Annotated in this window: 14 protein-coding genes; 5 read left to right on the top strand and 9 right to left on the bottom strand. The window is 42.9% G+C overall.

Features of this window, described 5'->3' with window-relative positions; all coding sequences use genetic code 11:
- Positions 1-289 precede the first annotated feature (289 nt).
- Together DSL64_RS16160 and DSL64_RS16155 are read right to left on the bottom strand one after the other, a co-directional pair.
- On the bottom strand, positions 290-3,073 hold the full coding sequence (locus DSL64_RS16160; protein ID WP_115832057.1) for a DUF6797 domain-containing protein: 2,784 nt from the start codon (positions 3,071-3,073) through the stop codon (positions 290-292).
- A 167-nt stretch (positions 3,074-3,240) separates the two neighbouring features.
- The gene (locus DSL64_RS16155; protein WP_115831958.1) at positions 3,241-4,131 is read right to left on the bottom strand and encodes a DMT family transporter; all 891 of its coding nucleotides are present in this window, start codon (positions 4,129-4,131) and stop codon (positions 3,241-3,243) included.
- 253 nt (positions 4,132-4,384) lie between these two features.
- Here DSL64_RS16155 and DSL64_RS16150 point away from each other — a divergent pair, with 253 nt between their 5' ends.
- Both DSL64_RS16150 and DSL64_RS16145 read left to right on the top strand, forming a co-directional pair.
- A complete protein-coding gene (locus DSL64_RS16150) occupies positions 4,385-5,179 on the top strand; it encodes an SDR family NAD(P)-dependent oxidoreductase (RefSeq protein WP_115831957.1) in 795 nt (264 codons plus the stop codon).
- Between the two features lie 9 nt (positions 5,180-5,188).
- Entirely contained in the window at positions 5,189-6,244 is a 1,056-nt protein-coding gene (locus DSL64_RS16145) for a Gfo/Idh/MocA family oxidoreductase (protein ID WP_199539410.1), read from the top strand.
- 66 nt (positions 6,245-6,310) lie between these two features.
- Here DSL64_RS16145 and DSL64_RS16140 read toward each other — a convergent pair whose 3' ends face one another.
- From DSL64_RS16140 to typA, 6 genes are all read right to left on the bottom strand, one after another.
- Positions 6,311-7,699, bottom strand: a complete 1,389-nt coding sequence (locus DSL64_RS16140; protein WP_115831956.1) for a high affinity choline transporter 1 — start codon at positions 7,697-7,699, stop codon at positions 6,311-6,313.
- A 155-nt stretch (positions 7,700-7,854) separates the two neighbouring features.
- Positions 7,855-8,139 (bottom strand): hypothetical protein, encoded by a 285-nt coding sequence (locus DSL64_RS16135; RefSeq protein ID WP_147300379.1) that lies wholly within the window; start codon positions 8,137-8,139, stop codon positions 7,855-7,857.
- 286 nt (positions 8,140-8,425) lie between these two features.
- Complete coding sequence (locus DSL64_RS16130; protein ID WP_115831954.1) at positions 8,426-8,725, bottom strand: Dabb family protein; 300 nt, start codon at positions 8,723-8,725, stop codon at positions 8,426-8,428.
- Between the two features lie 65 nt (positions 8,726-8,790).
- Entirely contained in the window at positions 8,791-9,885 is a 1,095-nt protein-coding gene (locus tag DSL64_RS16125; RefSeq protein ID WP_115831953.1) for a sensor histidine kinase, read from the bottom strand.
- Positions 9,886-10,145: 260 nt separating this feature from the next.
- Positions 10,146-11,420, bottom strand: coding sequence for a Glu/Leu/Phe/Val family dehydrogenase (locus tag DSL64_RS16120; protein WP_115831952.1), 1,275 nt, complete (start codon positions 11,418-11,420; stop codon positions 10,146-10,148).
- 798 nt (positions 11,421-12,218) lie between these two features.
- Positions 12,219-14,033: a translational GTPase TypA gene (gene typA, locus DSL64_RS16115; protein ID WP_115831951.1), complete on the bottom strand. Its 1,815-nt coding sequence runs from the start codon at positions 14,031-14,033 to the stop codon at positions 12,219-12,221.
- A 438-nt stretch (positions 14,034-14,471) separates the two neighbouring features.
- Between typA and DSL64_RS16110 the strand changes: the two genes are divergently transcribed.
- Together DSL64_RS16110 and DSL64_RS16105 are read left to right on the top strand one after the other, a co-directional pair.
- Complete coding sequence (locus DSL64_RS16110; protein ID WP_115831950.1) at positions 14,472-16,064, top strand: M28 family peptidase; 1,593 nt, start codon at positions 14,472-14,474, stop codon at positions 16,062-16,064.
- A 199-nt stretch (positions 16,065-16,263) separates the two neighbouring features.
- Entirely contained in the window at positions 16,264-17,127 is an 864-nt protein-coding gene (locus tag DSL64_RS16105; protein WP_115832055.1) for a TraB/GumN family protein, read from the top strand.
- A 68-nt stretch (positions 17,128-17,195) separates the two neighbouring features.
- Here the strand turns inward: DSL64_RS16105 and DSL64_RS16100 are convergent, their stop codons facing one another.
- Positions 17,196-18,647 (bottom strand): NADH-quinone oxidoreductase subunit N, encoded by a 1,452-nt coding sequence (locus DSL64_RS16100; RefSeq protein ID WP_115831949.1) that lies wholly within the window; start codon positions 18,645-18,647, stop codon positions 17,196-17,198.
- Between the two features lie 143 nt (positions 18,648-18,790).
- On the opposite strand from DSL64_RS16100, the gene DSL64_RS16095 reads away from it, so the two are divergent.
- Positions 18,791-19,447 (top strand): hypothetical protein, encoded by a 657-nt coding sequence (locus tag DSL64_RS16095; protein WP_115831948.1) that lies wholly within the window; start codon positions 18,791-18,793, stop codon positions 19,445-19,447.
- Positions 19,448-19,622: the final 175 nt, after the last annotated feature.

The following is a 19,622-nucleotide window of genomic DNA, read 5'->3' as shown; positions in this document are numbered from 1 at the left end:
ACAGTTGTGAAATACATGCCCTGATAATGAGTGTTTTACATCATTTTTGTGGTAAAAAAAGATAAGATGATGTCAATATAATATTAGGGATTTGAGGAGAAGGGCAAAGGGGTTTGGAGTGGGGGCATGGGGATATGGGTTTGGGGGCAGAGGGTTATGGGAGAGGAGATGGTGCCCGAAGATGAGAAGGTGCAGCGCACCGGAATAGAAACTGACGATAGAACCAGCCATTGCTCGCGTTACAAACGCTCAACCAATAATGCCCCGATTACAAATCGGGGCGAACGCTTTATTTCTTCAAACTCTTAATATACAGCGTAATTGATTCAATATCATTATCCGAAAGTATCCCGACAAATGATGGCATTTCTTCATTATAGCCTTTGATAATTTTGACACCCGGGCTCAGGATGGATTCGCGGATGTACTTTTCATCCGCAATGGCTGAAGTGCCGTCTTCAAAATGACGCATAGATTTATAAAGATTCTGGAAAGGAGGGCCGTACATACCTTTGACCTGCGTACCCTCTGAGTGGCAGCCGAAACATGCCATTTTCTGGAATAATTCCTTACCTTTTTCAGCACTCGCCACTTCTTCTTTTTCTGTTGCCGCTACAGGTTCGGGTTGTTTTACTTTCAATAAAGCCAGATCTACAGACGAGAATCCAAAACTTGCAGGATCCAGAGCAGAAAGGTTATTCAGTGTGAAATAGAAATGATCATTCAATTGTTTGCCGTCTTTGAATTTGAGCTGGTAGGCTACGTCCACCTGCATCACTTCTTTCATGTCTGGTATTAGCAGCAATACTTTTTTCTTGTCCGCCGACAAATAAGACGCTACTACATTCAGCGTTTCTTCTCCTGTACTGCCGTCGAGTTTAAAATGCCCGGAGCCATATTCCTGTGTACGTTTGTAATTCCATCTTTTTACCTGAAAATTGGCTATATCCTGTGCGCTTTTTACATCCAGTTCTGAGTCGAATGAGAGCATAATGCCCTGCTCACCGGCGCGGAACTGGTTGGGCATATAGCTTGGCTTACCTGTATACCGCATACGCATCAACGCGCTGATTCCCTTAGAACTCGATCCCCAAAGGTTGAATCCTGTGATATACATTTGTCCGTCCACAGGATTAATTGTGCCCTTGGAAGTAGGTGCAGGATAATTGGCATGAATGTAAGAAACACCACCTTGCGTAACGGCGGCAGAACTGTCAATCAGTACTCTGAAAAGACCTGGTCTTGCAAAAGAAAAGTGAATAAGGTTATCATTTAGAGGACCCATTTTATCACTCGTAGCCCACGCCTGACTGATACTCGACCGGTCAACACGGTGAGGAAGCCAGGTGAGAGCCGGTGTAATGGGGGGATTGTCTTTGCGGTGCTCTGTAGCCGGCACTCCGAAGTAATCTCCTTTTTTGATCAGATAAATCGGTGTAGATGGTACAAAATTTCCTTGCTGATCGGAGGCGGTTAACATACCTGTTTTCGGGTTCATACCCAGATAAGGCCCGCGTAAACCGGTTGCTATGATATCATAACTGAGACCGTCTTTGGAAATCTTCATCACTGTACCGTTGTGGCGGGAGCCTTCGCGGAAACCTTTAGCCACTTGCTTGGATACGCCGGGCCCGTTGCTCTGGCTTCCACCTTTGGCAATATAAAAACAGCCATCCGGTCCCAATACCATATCGCCGGCCCATTCCCGGGACTCGGCTGACTGTGACATCACATTGGAGAAATTTTCATAGTAGTCAGCTGAACCATCTTTGTTCAGATCATGCAGGCGTACAATGCCTTCCCGCCCGAATATGTACAGAGTATCCTGTACGATCTCAATACTCATAGGCTCATGCAGTCCCGAGGCAAACCGGCGCCATTTGATATTCTTTAGATCCTTGTCAATGCCTTCAATCGTCCACACATCGCCTTCAAAAGTCACGGCAGCGGCGCGGCCATCTGCATGAAACGCGATATCAGCAATACGTACATTTCTTTTCCAGGGATTAGGGAGAGGTAATGCCAGCTGGTCCGTTACAAATGCAGCTGTGTCGGGAGCGAGCTTTCCTTTGGTCACAATGGTTTCGTTCCAATAAGCCGGTCCTCCATTTTTAAAGTCAGGGAAGGAAACGCGGTACTTACGTGCGAATTTTTCGAACGCCGCTTTCTTAGATGCCGGTCCTTTCCAAACTGCGATGGCGGTTTCTGAAGTCTTGTCAGAAGCAGGTACTTTCACCGTCAGGAATCGGTTTTGCTCAGTCCCGGGTTGAAGTGCAAATTTACCCTTGCCCAGAATGACCAGCGCCGTGATACTGTCTTTCGCCGCTCCATGGTACAGTAAGGCAATCCGGCCTTTGGTTTCCGCTCCGGTAGCATTGGTTACCTCGGCAGCTGTCAGATACAAATCCTTGTCATGAGACGTAAAGCGGAAACTGCGTGTAAAGGCCTTCTCATTGTCAAATGAAGCGCCTCCGGGCATTTCAAATATTTCCGTTTTACCAACTGTATAGTTCAGAATGGCATTTTTACCATAAGCAAACACACCCTTCCATCGGCCTTCTTCTGCAGGCATGGGATCCCAGTTGGGTTCTTCGGATGATCTGGTTCGGATGTGCGTGTAATCCGGTTTTTGTGTTGACCAGCCCGCATACGAGCCCGTTGCGATTTTTGGGTTGCCTGTTATGGTTGGAACCTGATTGTTTTTATTGAAAAAATCCTTGTAGGAAATCTGCGCCATGAGCACCATAGGAAGGAATTTGCCTGTCCAGGCTGCCGACCAGCGCAGTAGATCGGTGTCAAAAGCCACATAGGCACTATCACCAACAGGGATGGATAATATTCGTGCGGCCATGTTGTCATCAGGAAAACCCATACCCAGTTTTCTTGCATCCAGTGAACCAGGTATAAACGGAAATCCGGTTTCCACGAAAGGGTTCAGCTCCAGACTGTCGACAGGATAAGACGAAATTTCTCTTTGGTCGGTGTAACCTGTAAGAAAAATTGTTGTTGTAATCGCGATTCCTGCTGAAATGATGCCAATGTATTTGCGGCAAGTCTTGAAAGGAGTGAGCATGTCGGCGTTCAAAAATAAAAATGCAACTGGATACTTTATATTATTTCCCTGATTGATAGAAAACAATATTGGTCTAAAGTCCCTCACTGTGCAGGAATTACTTTAAAACTGTATTTTATTTTTCAATCGTTTGCATTCCTGATGTGAAGTGTCCAACTCTTACTGTATCAGCCCGCAAGGACTCTGCTCTTTTTATTCTGGCTGTATACCTTCATCATTTGTAAAACCACGGAAAGTACGATTAAGGCTAAACCAATATAAAACGGCATACTAAGTTCCCGGTTTTCCTTATAAAAGAATATAGCGAGCGCAATGGTATAAACGGGTTCGAGGTTGAAGCTGAGATTGACAGTGAATGCCGATATTTTTTTCAATGCCTGTGTCAGGAGCAGATATAGTAAAACTGTACAGAAAAGAGCCAATAGGACGAGATAGGCAAAGTCACTCATGGAAGGAATGAGCGTAGCGACCGGGAAAAAATGAAGGTAAACGGGTATCAAAAGTCCGATCGCCATGGCTCCGCCAGTCATTTGGTATACTGTGATAGTTTCGCTTTTGTATTTGTGTGCAAGTCGTTCGTTGGCAATGGTGTATAAAGCCGCCAGTAATGAGGAAACAATGCCGAGCGAAATTCCCAGGCGGTATTTGGAATCAAAACTGAATATGAGCACAATCCCAAGCAGGGTGAGACAGCTCAGCAGGATTTCCGAGAAGTCGATTTTTTTCTTGTTAATGAACGGAGCCAAAACGGCAGTAAAGAATCCGTTCAGCGAAAAACAGACAACGCCTACCGAAATGTTGGAATATTTGATGCTGCCATAAAAGAAAATCCAGTGAATACCCAGCAGAAATCCGACAAACGCGATTTGACGAAAATCTTTTACTGATACCGCTTTGAGCCTGTTGGAGGCTCCTAATATCAGCAGTAGCAGGATGCCCGATATGATCATGCGGTACCAAACCAGCAGCCCTTCATTAAGGGTGATCAATTTTCCGAAAACACCTGTGAATCCGGCCAGAAGAATGGCTATATGCAGTTGAATAAAAGCTTTTTTCATATCGTAGTAATAGTGTCGTAAAAGTAGGTGTACTGTGCCACATTTGGTGCGTCAGGCTCTGATTTAGACATAAAATTGTCCTGAGCAGGATCAAAGTCTTACATGACTGATGGCTTTCTACAGGTAGATACGGTATCTGTTATTATTGAAACGAAGCCAGATTGTGTGGTATAAATAGCTAAAAAGCCATTTTGAGGGATTGATTTCAGACATCTATACGTTTTAAAATCTTTGGGTATCAAAATCACATCACATGGATTTACAATTAACAGGAAAAACAGCATTCGTAAGCGGCTCTACACAAGGAATCGGATTTGCGATTGCTCATAAGTTACTGGAAGAAGGAGCGGCGGTAATCATCAACGGAAGGTCGGAGATCAGGGTTGTTGAAGCGATTGAAAAGCTCAGGTCGCTGGTGCCGGATGCACAAATATCAGGTGTGGCAGCAGACTTTTCCAAAGTGGAAGAAGTGAATGTAATGCTGGAAAATCTTCCGGATATCGATATTCTGATCAATAATGCGGGTATTTTTGAACCCAAACCTTTTATCGAAATTCCTGACGAGGATTGGTTCCGTTTCTTTGAAGTGAATGTATTGAGCGGCGTGAGGCTTGCCAGATATTTTTTTCCAAAAATGATAGCCCAGAACTGGGGAAGGATTATGTTTATTTCCAGTGAATCGGCTGTGAATATTCCTGAGGAAATGATTCATTACGGGGCGACCAAAACCATGCAGCTTGCTGTAAGTCGCGGATTGGCAGAGCTTACGAAAGGTACGCAGGTAACAGTGAATGCCATTTTACCCGGTCCGACAAAATCCGAAGGAGTAGGGGAGTTTGTTAAACAACTTGCGAGTGGTGCGAATATTACTCCTGAGCAAGCTGAAAAAGACTTTTTCAAAACCGCAAGACCGACATCGTTGCTGCAGCGTTTTGCAACGGTAGAAGAAATTGCAAATCTGGTCGCTTATGTGTCGAGCCCACTTTCCTCAGGAACAAATGGTGCCGCGCTGAAAGTAGACGGAGGAGTTGCTAAATCAATTATTTAAAATAAAAATATGTCTTCTGAACAAAGAATAATCAAAACTGCCCTGTTGTCCTACGGGATGTCAGGCAAAATTTTTCATGCGCCATTTCTGGCTTTGCATCCCGGATTTGAGATCACCGGATCATGGGAGCGAAGCAAAAAATTAATTCAACAGGATTATCCTGAGGTAAAAAGTTACCCTTCACTGGAGTCAGTTCTGGAGGATGAGGAAGTGGAGCTGGTCATTGTGAATACGCCGATTGACTCCCATTTTGAATACACAAAAAAGGTATTGCTGGCGGGCAAACATGCGGTTGTGGAAAAGGCCTTTACTGTATCGCTGGCAGAAGCGCAGGAACTGCATGCGCTGGCACAGGAAAAAGGTTTAAAGCTGTCTGTATTTCAGAACAGAAGATGGGACAGCGATTTTAAAACCGTGAAACGCATTGTGGATCAGGGTGTTTTGGGAGAGTTGGTGGAAGTGACGTTTTCTTATGAGCAGCACACACCTGAACTGAGTCCTAAGGCGCATCTTGAAACACCAACTCCGGGTTCGGGCTTGTTGCGCGACAGAGGTTCGCATATCACGGACCAGGCACTTTCGTTGTTTGGAATGCCCAATGCGGTTTTTGCAGATTTACGTATCGTTCGTCCGGGATCAATAGTAAACGATTACTTCGAACTGTTACTGTTTTATGATCAACTGAGAGTAAGGCTGAAAGGTGGATTTGTGGCAAGAGAAGCCGTTCCTGCTTATGTGTTACAAGGTCTGAGAGGTTCTTTCCTGAAAAGTCGTGGTGATTTGCAGGAAGATAAACTGGTGGCTGGTGAAAAGCCAAATACAACTGACTGGTGTACTGAACCGGAAGAAAAACGTGGTGTTTTACATACGGAGGTCGACGGCGTAGTGAAGCGCGAGTTGGTGGAAACAGAAAAGGGAAGCTACCTGGATTATTTTGAAGGTGTATATGATTCCATCGTTAATAACATAGCAGAACCAGTGACATCGGCTGATGGTGTGAATACCATGACGATCATTGATGCCGCTTTGAGAAGTGATGCTGAACAAAGAGTGATTAGACTGTAATTAAAAGTAGTAACAAAACTGGCTGGCTGATAACATTTGAATCAGTTAGCCAGTTTTTTCTTACAGCTATATAGCTTTCGTGATCTTTTGTTTTTGGCCAAAAGAAATGCCTGCTGCCATCCCAATAAAACTTGCCAATAAGCCATAGAGTAAAGGAGGATAGTCTGTTTCAATCCTGACACAAACCAGCCACACTACCAATCCTGCCAACATAGAAATGATGCAGCCAGTTTGATTCGTGCTTTTCCAGTATAAACCAGCTGCCAGCGGAACGAAAAGACACACAAGACTGAATGCTGAAGACTCAGCCACAAGTTCGAAAATGCTTTCTCTTGTTGCGGCCATATAAATACAGATTGCCGTGATCAACACTATTCCTATACGGATAATAGCAAGTAGTTGTTTGTCAGTAAGATCTGGTTTGAAAAACTTCACTATGTTCTCTCCCAGTACAGCAGCAGGAGCCATAATGGCACTACTCGTTGTACTCAGAATAGCCGATACCAATGCACCGAAGAACAAGATCTGTAAAGGCAGGCTCATGTGCTGCAACACCATATTTGGAATAATCATCTGTCGGTCGGAACCAGCACTGGTTGGGTAGAGATGATGTCCGCAAAGACCGATAAACAATGGCAGTAATGCAACCGTAAGGTACATCAGCGATGAAAGTAATGTGGCTTTTACGGAAACATCTGCAGACTTTGCCGACATGACACGTTGGAAAACATCCTGCTGGGGAATCGATCCGAGTCCAATAGTGATCCAGGCTGCAAAGTATTCAGCATAGTTTTTAAAAGTAAATTCCGGATAAAACCTGAAGAAGCTCTTGGGGGCAGCCTTAATTAAAGGAGTGAAGCCCCCAACTTTTTCATATAAAACCACTGCTACAATCAGTAAGCCCACAATGATCATAATGGTCTGGATGAAATCTGTGATAGATATAGACCACATACCTCCCCAAATGGTATATAAAACCACCACCACTGAGCTGAGAAGAATGCATTCAGTTAACGGCAGGCCTAAAACTATTTTCAGTACAATGCCCATAGCAAGCAGTTGAGCGGCAATCCAGCTGAAATAGGAAGGGATAATAAGTATTGCAGAAAGCAGCTCTGCGTTTCGCCCGTAACGTATTCTGAAAAAATCACAGAAGGTAATGATGTTCATCTTGTAGAAACGCCTGGCGAAAAAAATTCCTACAAGAAAAAGGCATAAGGCTGCTCCAAACGGATCTTCAATGATTCCCAGTACACCATGTTCAATAAATTCTGATGGAGCGCCCATAATCGTTTCTGAGCCAAACCAAGTAGCAAATGTGGCAGATGCCGCCAGAATAAGAGGTAATTTTCGCCCGGCAAGTACAAAGTCAGTAGTTGTATGAATGCGCCGTGAAGCCCAAAGGCCAATGATCAGGTTAAAAATCAGGTATCCGACAATGGCGATTGCTAGCATGTAGGGAGTAGGTGTCCGGTTTGAGAATGCAAACAAAAACTTCCTGTACGGATAAAGCAAGCCGTGAAGTAAAAAGTGTGTTGTTTTTGAGGGGTTTATAAAGAAAGGAGCAGCTTTTGGCTGCTCCAGGGGGTAATTATACACTGATCAGAGATCTATCTCGGTCCCCGTGTACGGCCATTATGGCCATATTCACGGGAATTATTTCTGCTATTGCCGCGGTAATAATGTTTAGCTCTCCTGTTCTCGCGATACACTACCCGTGGCGGCGGTGCAGGTCGCACAACCACGACCCTGCGGGGCGGTGGAGGTGGCGGATAAGCCCTGTAGCCATAACCACGATCATAGCCCGGATGGTAAGATCTATATGTACACGAAGAGATGGTTACTGCCATTATCAAAGTCGTGACAATCGCTATCCCTATTCTGTTCTTAGTCATGATTGAAACTAATTTGTTGATGTCTAAAGAACGTTCCTTCTTGGTGGATAGTGCCCCTTTATATTCAAACAAATGTTAATAACTATAGTTATCCACAGTGTGGATAACAGGTATTTAACATATAATTGACTGATAATCAATATATAAATATTTTGTCAACAAGTTATCCACAAATTGACTGTGGATAACGATGTGGAGAAAATGTGGGTAAATAAAGAGAAAGGGTTGTCCGTAAGTGTTAAACTTACAGGCAACCCTTTTACGAAAAGTTCTGATGTATTTGCGACTAAGCTTCTACGTCATAAATGACCACTTTTTCCCAAAGATGCGCGTTCTCTTCAACGAATTTTTTGTGAAGCGGGTGAACCTGGTACACGTCGTGACCGGCTTCGTCGTCAAAGACAAGAATTTCTGCAAAGTCATAAGTTGCATCAATGACAGGACGACGTGTCGCTGCAGGAGGTCCGATATATACGGATTTGATGGATTCGATTGCTTCCAATGATTTTATACCTGCCAGTAGCTGCGCACGAGCTTCTTCATTATCTTTTTCTTTCAGCCAAAAAAATACGTTGTGTACAAACATGTTATATAGAATTATAAAATTGAACAGAATTGTCGGGCACTAATTTCGTTCAAAAGATGCAATAGTTAAGAATTTACTGCGGATTTAGCGGGATCAGGGGTTTCTTTTTCCGGCTGTTGATCAATCAGAGCTTTTTCCAGTTTAAATGAAAAAGTGGTTCCTTTATCCGGTTTAGACAAAACAGCAATTTTAGTATCGTGTGCATTAATAATGTGTTTCACAATTGCAAGTCCCAGTCCGGTTCCACCCCGCTCTTTTGATCTGCTCTTGTCGACCCGATAAAACCGTTCGAAAATTCTGTTAAGATGTTCCTGAGGAATACCAGGACCGTTGTCGCGCACAGATATTTCCACGTGCTTTTTTGTTTCACTGAAATGCACAATCACCTTGCCATTTTCATTACCATATTTAATTGCGTTCTCAATCAGATTGAGCATTACCTGTTCCATCCTATCCTGATCAGCCATTACCCAGACCGCGTCAAGGTCTTCGGGTTTTACGCGTAGGGATACATTCCTCTGAGATGCAACGTTTTCCAACCGGCTGAAAATGTTGATCGTCATTCTTCGAATATCAATCCGCGTCATGTTCATCTTGATATCTCCTGTTTCCATTTGGGACAACACCAGCAAATCTTTTACAAGTACATCCAGACTGTCGAGGTTGTTAGCTGCCTTTCTCAGGAAACGTTCACGCACATTGTCATCTTCCATCGCTCCGTCCAGCAAAGTGTGGATAAATCCCTGAGCTGCGAAAATGGGTGTCTTAAACTCATGTGAAACATCGGCAAGAAACTCGCGACGGAACAGTTCAAGCTTTTTCAATTCATCAATCTCCTTTTGTTTTTTGGTTACGTATACAAAGATTTCATCATTGATCGTCTTCATAGGATTCGACTCCTGAATCAGCTTTTTACGTGGGGTCATATTAAAATCCCGCATTTTCAGTTTGTGAATGGTACGGTACATCTTATTCACTTCCCTGAAAACCAGAATATCCACGGCGTAAAGAACCAGAAAGAAAGAGGATAAAAAAGCTGCTATAGCTGCCACAAATAGCATGCTCACATTGGCTCCATCCACAAAAGCAAGAAACGCCGTAGTGATAGCTGAAATAAGAAATGCCAATATAAATGCAATAAATCGGGGACTGAGAGACATTTTTTAATTGTCAATGGTTAGTGGTTAATTGTTATGGCGGAGGGTGTTGGGCAGAGGGGTAAGGGCAAAAGATAGTAGCCCCCCATGCCCATAGTCTCATTCCCTTTGCGCCTCACAAAGTTAACACTCTGTCACAAGGAAAATGCGGTTTGTTGATGTTAGGATAATATTGTTAATACTGAGGTAATATTCGGTTTATCTAAAACAAAAAGGAGGAAGCCTGACCGACTCCCTCTTTTTCTGAATTCTGTTATTTTTGATTAGAAACCGCCTCTGTATTTGTATGTGCTCGATACCTTATCGATGGCAACGATGTAGGCGGCGATGCGAAGCGATACTTTATATTTTACCGAAGTTTCATACACCTTATCGAACGAATCTTTCATAATCCGGTCAGTTCTGCGGTTAACCCTTTCCAGTGTCCATTTGTAGCCGATTCTGTTTTGCACCCATTCAAAATACGAAACGGTAACACCGCCGGCGTTGGCAAGAATATCAGGTACAACCATGATGCCCTTTTCATTGATGATATCATCAGCTTTAGATGAAGTAGGTCCGTTAGCACCTTCCACAATCATTTTGGCCTGAATACTCTCCACATTTCTTCTGGTGATAACGTCTTCTTTTGCAGCAGGAACGAGTACGTCGACGGGAATAGTAAACAGATCATCGCCGGAAATAAGCTCCGCTCCGGTGAAGCCTTCCAGTGAACCCTTGTTATTATCGCGATAGGCTACCGCAGCAGCAATATCAATTCCTTTGTCGTTATAGTAAGCGCCGGAAATATCGCTGATCGCATGAATAGCTACACCACGGTCTCTTAGCAGTAGTGCAGCATGAGAACCTACATTTCCGAAGCCCTGTACCACCGCTGTTGCACGGTAGGGATTAATTCTCAGTTTTTCCATACCAGCCAGAGCAGAAACCATCACGCCACGACCGGTAGCTTCTGTGCGACCAAGTGATCCACCCAGTACGAGAGGTTTTCCGGTAACAACGGCAGGAACCGTCATTCCCTTTGCTTTGGAATATTCGTCCATCAGCCAGGCCATCTCACGTGGTCCTGTTCCCATGTCAGGCGCGGGAATATCCTGATCTGGGCCGAATACATCCAGCATGGAGGTGGTATAGGCACGCATCAGACGTTCCATTTCTCCAGCCGACATTTCTCTAGGGTTACAGGCAATCCCTCCTTTGGCGCCTCCGTAAGGAATATCCACAACGGCACATTTCCAGGTCATCCAGGCAGCGAGTGCTCTCACCTCATCAAGATTTACCTCAGGATCGAAACGTATACCACCCTTACTTGGTCCGAGGATGGTGGAGTGGATTACGCGATAGCCTTCAAAAGTTCTGATTTCACCGGAATCCATCGTTACCGGCAGACCAACGATAACCTGTTTGCGGGGTACTTTCAGGATATGATACATTTCCTCTGATATGCCTAAAAGCTCTACAGCTTTATCAAATCTTTGCATCATCGACTCCAATGGATTTTCCTTATCCTTAATTGGTGCAGGTTCTATATATGACATTACTATTTGGAATTAAAATGTTGATTTATAGCGTTTTAATTAAATTAATAATTTTGCTTATACAAACATACTGTATTTAGAAAGATAAAAACAAAAAACTAAATTTTCTTAGAATGATGCAATAAAAGACAATAAGTAGATTGTTTTATACTCTTGATAATGCTTGAAAGGATTGAATAGAATTATGCCAATTGTCCAAATTAATTGTAGGATTTCAGGAGTTTTTTGGAATGAAAAAAAGAGAAGAAATTGGAAAGATTTTTTATTGAACGGAATGTAAAGAAGTATATACATTCTTTGTTACATCCCCAACGGGATTCTGAGAGCGTGAGATCCGGATAAGTTTTCATGCTAAGGTTTAAAGAAGCGCGAAGCCCGCCAAGTTATTTTCTTTGTGCTCTTTGCTTCTAACTTCTCTTCTTTGCGTGAGATTCGGATATAGTTTTCACGCAAAGTTTTAAAGAAGCGCAGAGCTCGCAGAGTTATTTTCTTGGCGTTAAACTTTTTTGCTTTGCGTGATATCAGGAGGGATTTTCACGCAAAGTTTTAAAGAAGCGCAAAGTTCGCAGAGTTATTTTCTTTGTGCGCGTCTAACTTCTCTTCTTTGCGTGAGATCCGAATATAGTTTTCTCGCGAAGTCCGCTAAGTTATTACTTGTCCACTAATTGAAGATGTTGAGCTTATAATGCCGCAAGGCATGAAATATTGGTAGCGTGGAAGATGAAATTTACCAAACCTATAAAACAAAAAAGGAAGCGCAGAACACGCTTCCTCTTAAATATAACCTGAATAAGGAGATTAAACCATCTCGATTTTTGAAGCATAACGCTTACGATCATTTTCTTCCAGATAGATCTTACGCATACGGATGTTCTGCGGCGTAACTTCAAGGTATTCATCTTTCTGGATATACTCCATAGATTCTTCCAGTGAGAAGTTAATTTTCGGAGCGATTCTCAAACCATCATCTGTACCTGAAGCACGCATGTTAGTCAATTTTTTCGCTTCCTGAAGGTTTACAACGATATCGTTAGGGCGGTTGTGCTCTCCGATTACCTGTCCACCGTATATTTCATCACCTGGTTCCACGAAGAAACGTCCGCGATCCTGTAATTTGTCAATGGTATAACCTGTTGCAGGACCTGTGTTTTTAGAAATGATAGATCCGCTGATACGTCCCGGGATTGGTCCACGGAAAGTACCGAATTCTTTGAAACGGTGTGTCATTACAGCTTCTCCCTGAGTCGAAGTCAACACGTTTGAACGAAGACCGATCAAACCTCTTGAAGGAATAAGGAATTCAAGGTGTTGCAAATCTCCTTTTGGTTCCATAATCAAAAGCTCACCCTTACGCTGTGTAGCCAATTCGATTACTTTACCAGCAGTTGCTTCTGGTACATCTACAACCAATGTTTCGATTGGCTCCAAGCGCTCACCGTTTTCATCTGTTTTGAACAAAACCTGTGGCTGACCCAATTGCAATTCATAACCTTCACGACGCATCGTTTCGATCAAAACTGACAAGTGAAGAATACCGCGTCCGAAAACAAGGAATTTATCTTCAGTATCAGTTGGCTCTACACGAAGTGCAAGGTTTTTCTCTGTTTCTTTCAACAGACGGTCACGAAGGTGACGTGAAGTAACGAATTTACCTTCTTTACCAAAGAACGGAGAGTTGTTGATTGTGAACAACATGTTCATAGTTGGCTCATCAACAGCAATACGAGCAATTGGCTCAGGGTTTTCAAGATCAGCAAGTGTATCACCAATTTCGAAATCTTCGATACCAGTTACAGCACAGATATCACCTGCACCTACTTCAGTAACTTTTACTTTACCAAGTCCTTCAAAAACCTGAAGTTCTTTCACTTTTACTTTTTTGATCACACCGTCAGCCTTGCAAAGTGACAATGTCTGTCCTTCTTTAATAGATCCGCGTTTTACACGACCGATTGCGATACGACCAACGAATGCATTGTAATCCAAAGAAGTGATCTGCATTTGTAGCGTACCCTCGTCAATAACCGGTTCCGGAATTGATTCCAGGATCGTGTCAAGCAAGAATGTAATATCTTCAGTTTTCTTCTGCCAGTCTGGTCCCATCCATCCTTGTTTCGAAGAACCGTAAACAGTTACGAAATCAAGTTGGTCTTCAGTTGCACCCAGGTTGAACATCAGGTCAAATACATTTTCCTGAACTTCTTCCGGACGGCAGTTTTCTTTATCTACCTTGTTAACTACAACGATTGGCTTAAGACCAAGGTCGATAGCTTTACCCAATACAAAACGTGTTTGTGGCATTGGTCCTTCAAATGCATCCACCAAAAGGATAACACCATCAGCCATTTTAAGTACACGTTCCACTTCACCACCAAAGTCGGCGTGACCTGGAGTATCAATTACGTTGATTTTCGTGTCCTTATATCTTACCGATACGTTTTTGGAAACGATGGTAATTCCCCTCTCCCTTTCCAGGTCGTTGTTGTCCAGAATAAGGTCATCAAACTCCTGGTTATCGCGAAATAACTTTGAAGCGTGAATGATTTTGTCAACCAATGTTGTTTTACCGTGGTCAACGTGCGCAATGATTGCGATGTTACGAATGGCTTGCATTGTTTTATGGATCAATTGTTTACGGTGGTCGTCCCGTAGTTTTTGTTTTTTGCGGACTTGCCGGTCTGCTTAGTTTATGGTGAAGTTTCAGCAAACAGGGTGCAAAGGTAATTAGTTTTTCACTGAATAACAGTATTTTACAATTAATTTATTGTTAGTTGACCAAAACCGCGGTTTAAACCACGAGAAGTGCAAAAACGTTAACAATTGTTTAACAAATTAGTCGAACTATGTTAATGCACTTTTTCGCATTCCGGCGTCATTTTATGATTTTCCGTCATCCGATTCAAGCTACTCAGCTTGTGTTTAACTGTAACCTTTCAAATAAACTTCTTGAAAATGAGCATTTTTAAGAATCTGAACCTGCCCGAAGTTCAATTTTGTATACATAGCGGCGTTTAGTTTCTTTGTAAAATTATTGAACACTTAATTATTCCTATGAATAAGAGAATATTGACAGGTTTATTCCTGTCTGTAAGCACTTTAACCTATGCTCAGGACAATGCTGCAAAGTATGCAGAGACCATTACACCTGCAGATTTAAAGAAACATCTGGTGATTATCGCTTCCGATAGTCTGGAAGGCAGAGACACGGGTTCTCCCGGACAGAAAAAAGCGGCAGAATATGTGGTGAAGCATTTCAAAGAGTATGGTCTGCAACCAATTGCAACTGCGGCAGATGGCTCAAAATCTTTTCTTCAGAAATATACACTTTATAAACGTGGTTTTGGCGAGGTGTATGTGAAGGCTGGTAACAAGACTTACGGTTTTAATAAAGACTTTTATCTGAATGGAATCCTGGATATCCCACAGGAACTGAGTACACCAGTTGTGCTGGCGGGCTTCGGGATTCAGGAAGCGGCTTACAATGATTATGCCAATCTGGATGTGAAAGATAAGGCTGTGCTTGTGTTTGAAGGAGAGCCTAAACTGAAAAATGGGAAGTTTCTGTTGAGCGGCTCAGACGAGAAATCCAAATGGACCGGTCCTGTGGCATGGCAGAATAAGGCCAAACTGGCGCTTGAAAAGGGTGCAAAATATGTGCTTGTTATTACTGACAAAACAGGAGAAGATCTGGATAAAGAAATTCGCCAGCGTACAGTAATGGCCAGAAGATACAGCGCGCTCACTTTGAATCCTGTGGTGGAATCGCCGAATAAGGTGGCAACTTTTGTTGTAACGCCGGATATGGCTGCCCAAATTATGAATACCACAGCTTCCAAACTTTTGAAGGAAAAAGCGGACATTGAGAAAAATGGTGCGCCTCTTTCAAAAACGGTGAAAGGCAATGTGACTTTGAAAGTAGAAAGAAAGACGGAGACGGTGGAAACTGAAAACGTGGCCGCGTTTCTGGAAGGAACAGACAAAAAGGATGAAGTATTGGTAATCAGTGCTCACCTTGATCATATCGGTATTTCTCCGAATGGTGAAATCAATAACGGAGCGGATGATGATGGTTCAGGAACTGTTTCGTTGCTAGAGCTTGCTGAAGCGTTTGGTAAAGCCAAAGCGGAAGGCAAAGGACCAAGAAGAAGTATTCTTTTCCTGAATGTGACAGGTGAAGAGAAAGGACTTTTCGGTTCTGAGTTCTATTCTGAAAATCCACTGTTGCCACTTAAAAATACGATTGCTAACCTGAATATTGATATGATCGGGCGTGTGGATGAGGCACATAAAGATGATCACAAATATGTGTATCTGATCGGTTCTGACAAGCTTTCATCTCAATTACATGCAGTGAGTGAAGAAGCGAATAAAAAGTATGTCAATTACAATCTGGACTACAGATTCAACGATCCGAAAGATCCTAACCGTTTCTATTACCGTTCAGACCACTACAACTTTGCGAAAAAAGGAGTACCTGTTATTTTCTATTTCACAGGTGTACATGAGGACTATCACCGCCCGGGAGATGATGTTGAAAAAATCCTTTTCGACAAACAGTCTGGTATTGTGAAACTTGTTTTCCATACTGCCTGGGAATTGGTGAATCGTGACGAACGAATTATTGTGGATAGTAACAAGGAGTAATTTTGGTCTGGAATTTTCCGGTCTGCATCACACAGTGAGGCTGCACGGAAAATTTGAATAGCGCTTTGCTTAACAACCGTTCAGACCGGCTGTGGCCGTTCAGACCGGAGGCGTTCCGGTCTGCATCACGCAGTGAGGCTGCACGGATAAGTTACTAATGCGATGTCACAAACCGTTCAGACCGGAAAATGAAAAACTTATGAAAAAAGGAATACTATTTTTCTTACTCGGCCTTCTTACATTAAAAGTAAGCGCGCAGGTACCAACCGAAAAAACACTGCTCTGGGAAATCAAAGCTCCCGGAGCTTCTAAGTCTTCGTACTTGTTCGGAACGATACATCTGATATGTCCTGATGATTTTTATCTGAGTGATGCGTTGAAATCGGCGATCACGAAAACAGAACAGGTAGCGCTCGAAATGGATATGGATGATCCTGCGATGATGGGAAAGATGATGCAAACTATGAATATGAAGCCGGGAAATCAGTTAAGCAAACTGGTGTCAGATGCTGAGTACAAGCGTCTCGCGAAATTCTACAAGGATTCAGTTGGTGTTGGTTTGGCTATGTTTGAGAATGCCAAGCCTTTCGTATTGATGGGGCCGCTGTTTACTTCTGTATTGGGTTGTGAGCCCAAGTCTTACGAAATGGCATTGGTAGAACTTGCTGGCAAACAAAAATCTGAAGTGATCGGTCTGGAAACAGTGGAAGAGCAAATGGGTATTTTTGATACTATACCTTACAAGGACCAGGTGAAAATGTTGCTTTCGATGATCGATAGTCTGCCTCAGGCTCGTAAGGAGTTCAGGGATCTCGTAAATCTCTATAAGTCGGAGAACATTCAGGAGCTGTATACAGCTACGACCAAAAGTAGTTTTGGTATGGAAGAGAATCAGGATATCATGCTGTATGATAGAAATAAAAAATGGATCGGACGTATTAAGAACATCATAGCCGAAAAGTCAACATTATTTGCTGTAGGTGCGGCTCATTTGGGCGGAGAAAAAGGTGTTATCGCCCTTTTGAGAAAGGAAGGATATACTGTCACTTCGGTAAAGCAGTAATGGGTATTTAAAAAGTAAAGGCCGTTGGAATGTTCCGGCGGCCTTTACTTTTTTATATCAGAATGGGATTAAAAAGAAGCGATCCAGTTCATCAGCCACTCAGGTTTGAAGAACAAATAAAGCACGATTGCAGTCAGCAGTCCGGATAACAGATTGCCGGTTGCAGTAGGAATATTTCCTGTTGATTTGATTTCTTTGAAAAACAGCAGATAGGGTAAACGCAGATAGTAGGCCAAAGCAATTGCTGCATTCAGCACTCCACCTATCAGCAGCCATAGCATCCATGATTCATTTTGTTGTTGATAACTTTCCCATAGCGAAGAGAAGATCAATAATTTCGAAGTGAACCCCATCGTAGGGGGAAGCCCTGCTAGTGCAATCATGATCACAGTGAGTGCACCGGAAACCCAAACAGCTTTTCGACCCAATCCTTCGAAATCCTTTAGAGAAGTTTGTGAATGAGGAGCAAGCAAATCAATCATAAAAAACGCTGCCATATTGATAATGAGGTAAGCCGCAGTGTAGAAAACGGCAGACTCAAAACCGAACCGGCTATATGCTGCAATACCTACCAGGAGATAGCCAGCCTGCGCAATGGACGAATAGGCGAGAAGACGTCTGGCGTTGGACTGCCAGAGTGCCGCAACATTTCCTACAGTGATACTGATTAACGCAATGCCTCCCAGAATAGGAAAATACTCCGAAGGGAATATACCTGCAAGACGCATGAGTACAAGCACAACTGCAGCTTTTGGGGCAACTGAAAGAAATGAAACGAGCGGAGTAGGACTTGATTCATACACATCGGGCGTCCACACGTGAAATGGGACGAGCGATAGTTTGAAAAGTAAACCTCCCAGGGTCATAACGATTGCTGCGGTGATTACAAGAGACGAGTTATTCATCAATCCCGCGGTGAGCGCCTGACTTGTAATGTCCATGGTTCCGGTTAGGCCATATATCAGGGAAATGCCGTAAAGCATCACTGCAGAACTAGCCGCACCGAAAAGCAAATACTTAAGTCCGCCTTCTGCAGCTTTCTTTAATGGTGAAAGTGATACCAGAATATATGAACTGATCGAAATGAGTTCGAGGGTAAGGTATATTGTGAGCAAATGTGTCGACATCGTAAGCAGATTGAGGCCTGCTACAGTAGCAATGAGTAATGCATTGAATTCGGGAGGAAAATCGTATTTCAATACTTTCACATGGATGAGCGTAAGCATCCAGGCAACGATAATGAGCACTTTAAAAAATACTGCCTGAGTATCCAGAAATAGTAACGGGTAAAAGCGGAAAGAGGCTTCATCGCGCCATTGTCCGAGAACAAGCAATAATGCTATTGCACTTCCCCCAATAGCGATGCTATGCAATATTCCTGAAATTTTATCTTTGCTTGCCCACTTCATTAAAAGCAGTTCGGACAAAAGAAAAAAGCAGAAGAAAAGAGCCAGGAAAATCTCAGGGCCAATTCCCGACAAACTTTGTCGTATATGTATGAGCTGTTCGTTTATTTCCAATTGAGCGGGTACAATTTTTTAAGCAAAAGTACATAAAGATGGTAGGGATTCTAGGAGGTGGAGGGGATTTAAAAGTAAGAATCGCTCTTTTTTTACATACACCTGAATAGGTTACAGCTTTTGTTAAACTAAACAATCTTATTATGAATTATTTACGAAGTGTTTTGATGTGCGTAACTGTCCTTATCTCAGGCTTGGCGCAGGCGCAGGATCTTGGGTCATTAAATGGAACACCTGTCAACGAACCCGCGGGAAACAGTGTGTATCTGTTATCTAAATGGTACCCCGGCTCGATCCGCACCACAAACGATCAGTTTTATGATGGTGTATCTATGCGTTATGACGTAAAAAACGATCAGGTCGAATACAAGAAGGATTCTGCTTCGTTTCGCATTTCAGATGGAGTGAAAGAATTTACGATTGCGTCCGGAACCGACCTATACATCTTTCGAAGTGGCTTTCCTGCTGCAAAAGGATTGACAGAACAAAGTTTTTACAGAGTGATGTACGATGGTAATGTTAAACTTTTGAAACGTTATCAAAGCGAAATTACAGCAGAAAAAGCCAGTGCTACCAGAACGATGGAGCACGATGCCTTGCTGTACATTGAGAAAGATAACAAGATAACGCCTGTAACGCTGAAAAATAAAAACAGCTTTCTGAAGTTGCTTTCAGATGAAAAGAATAAAATGAATTATGTGATCAAAGAAGAGAATCTGGAATTTGACGGGGACGACGATCTGGTCAAGTTGCTGGAAGAGTACGATTCTTATAAAGCGGGTAGAGGAGGGGATAATTAAATCTCTTATCCGTTTGTCAGGCAGAGCTGGTCGAAGCTTTGTAAATTCTCGTTATATAACCTTGCTTAATACCCTTCGACAGGCCTTTAGATTAGCTAAAAAAAGAGAAAGAGTAATTGGGGTAAATTTTCGTAAGTTAATTTGTCCTAAGTGGGAAACAGGAGCAACCTATTCG

The organism is Dyadobacter luteus (genome assembly GCF_003383615.1).
In the GTDB taxonomy this organism is placed as follows: Bacteria; Bacteroidota; Bacteroidia; order Cytophagales; family Spirosomataceae; genus Dyadobacter; species Dyadobacter luteus.
The sequence above is the reverse complement of the archived record's forward strand: the minus strand, read 5'-3'. Positions and strand labels throughout refer to the sequence as shown.

Excerpts from the sequence above, each read along its gene's own strand:
- DSL64_RS16160 (WP_115832057.1), bottom strand. The coding sequence starts at position 3,073 with ATGCTCACTCCTTTCAAGACTTGCCGCAAATACATTGGCATCATTTCA.
- DSL64_RS16155 (WP_115831958.1), bottom strand. The coding sequence starts at position 4,131 with ATGAAAAAAGCTTTTATTCAACTGCATATAGCCATTCTTCTGGCCGGA.
- DSL64_RS16150 (WP_115831957.1), top strand. The coding sequence starts at position 4,385 with ATGGATTTACAATTAACAGGAAAAACAGCATTCGTAAGCGGCTCTACA.
- DSL64_RS16145 (WP_199539410.1), top strand. The coding sequence starts at position 5,189 with ATGTCTTCTGAACAAAGAATAATCAAAACTGCCCTGTTGTCCTACGGG.
- DSL64_RS16140 (WP_115831956.1), bottom strand. The coding sequence starts at position 7,699 with ATGCTAGCAATCGCCATTGTCGGATACCTGATTTTTAACCTGATCATT.
- DSL64_RS16135 (WP_147300379.1), bottom strand. The coding sequence starts at position 8,139 with ATGACTAAGAACAGAATAGGGATAGCGATTGTCACGACTTTGATAATG.
- DSL64_RS16130 (WP_115831954.1), bottom strand. The coding sequence starts at position 8,725 with ATGTTTGTACACAACGTATTTTTTTGGCTGAAAGAAAAAGATAATGAA.
- DSL64_RS16125 (WP_115831953.1), bottom strand. The coding sequence starts at position 9,885 with ATGTCTCTCAGTCCCCGATTTATTGCATTTATATTGGCATTTCTTATT.
- DSL64_RS16120 (WP_115831952.1), bottom strand. The coding sequence starts at position 11,420 with ATGTCATATATAGAACCTGCACCAATTAAGGATAAGGAAAATCCATTG.
- typA (WP_115831951.1), bottom strand. The coding sequence starts at position 14,033 with ATGCAAGCCATTCGTAACATCGCAATCATTGCGCACGTTGACCACGGT.
- DSL64_RS16110 (WP_115831950.1), top strand. The coding sequence starts at position 14,472 with ATGAATAAGAGAATATTGACAGGTTTATTCCTGTCTGTAAGCACTTTA.
- DSL64_RS16105 (WP_115832055.1), top strand. The coding sequence starts at position 16,264 with ATGAAAAAAGGAATACTATTTTTCTTACTCGGCCTTCTTACATTAAAA.
- DSL64_RS16095 (WP_115831948.1), top strand. The coding sequence starts at position 18,791 with ATGAATTATTTACGAAGTGTTTTGATGTGCGTAACTGTCCTTATCTCA.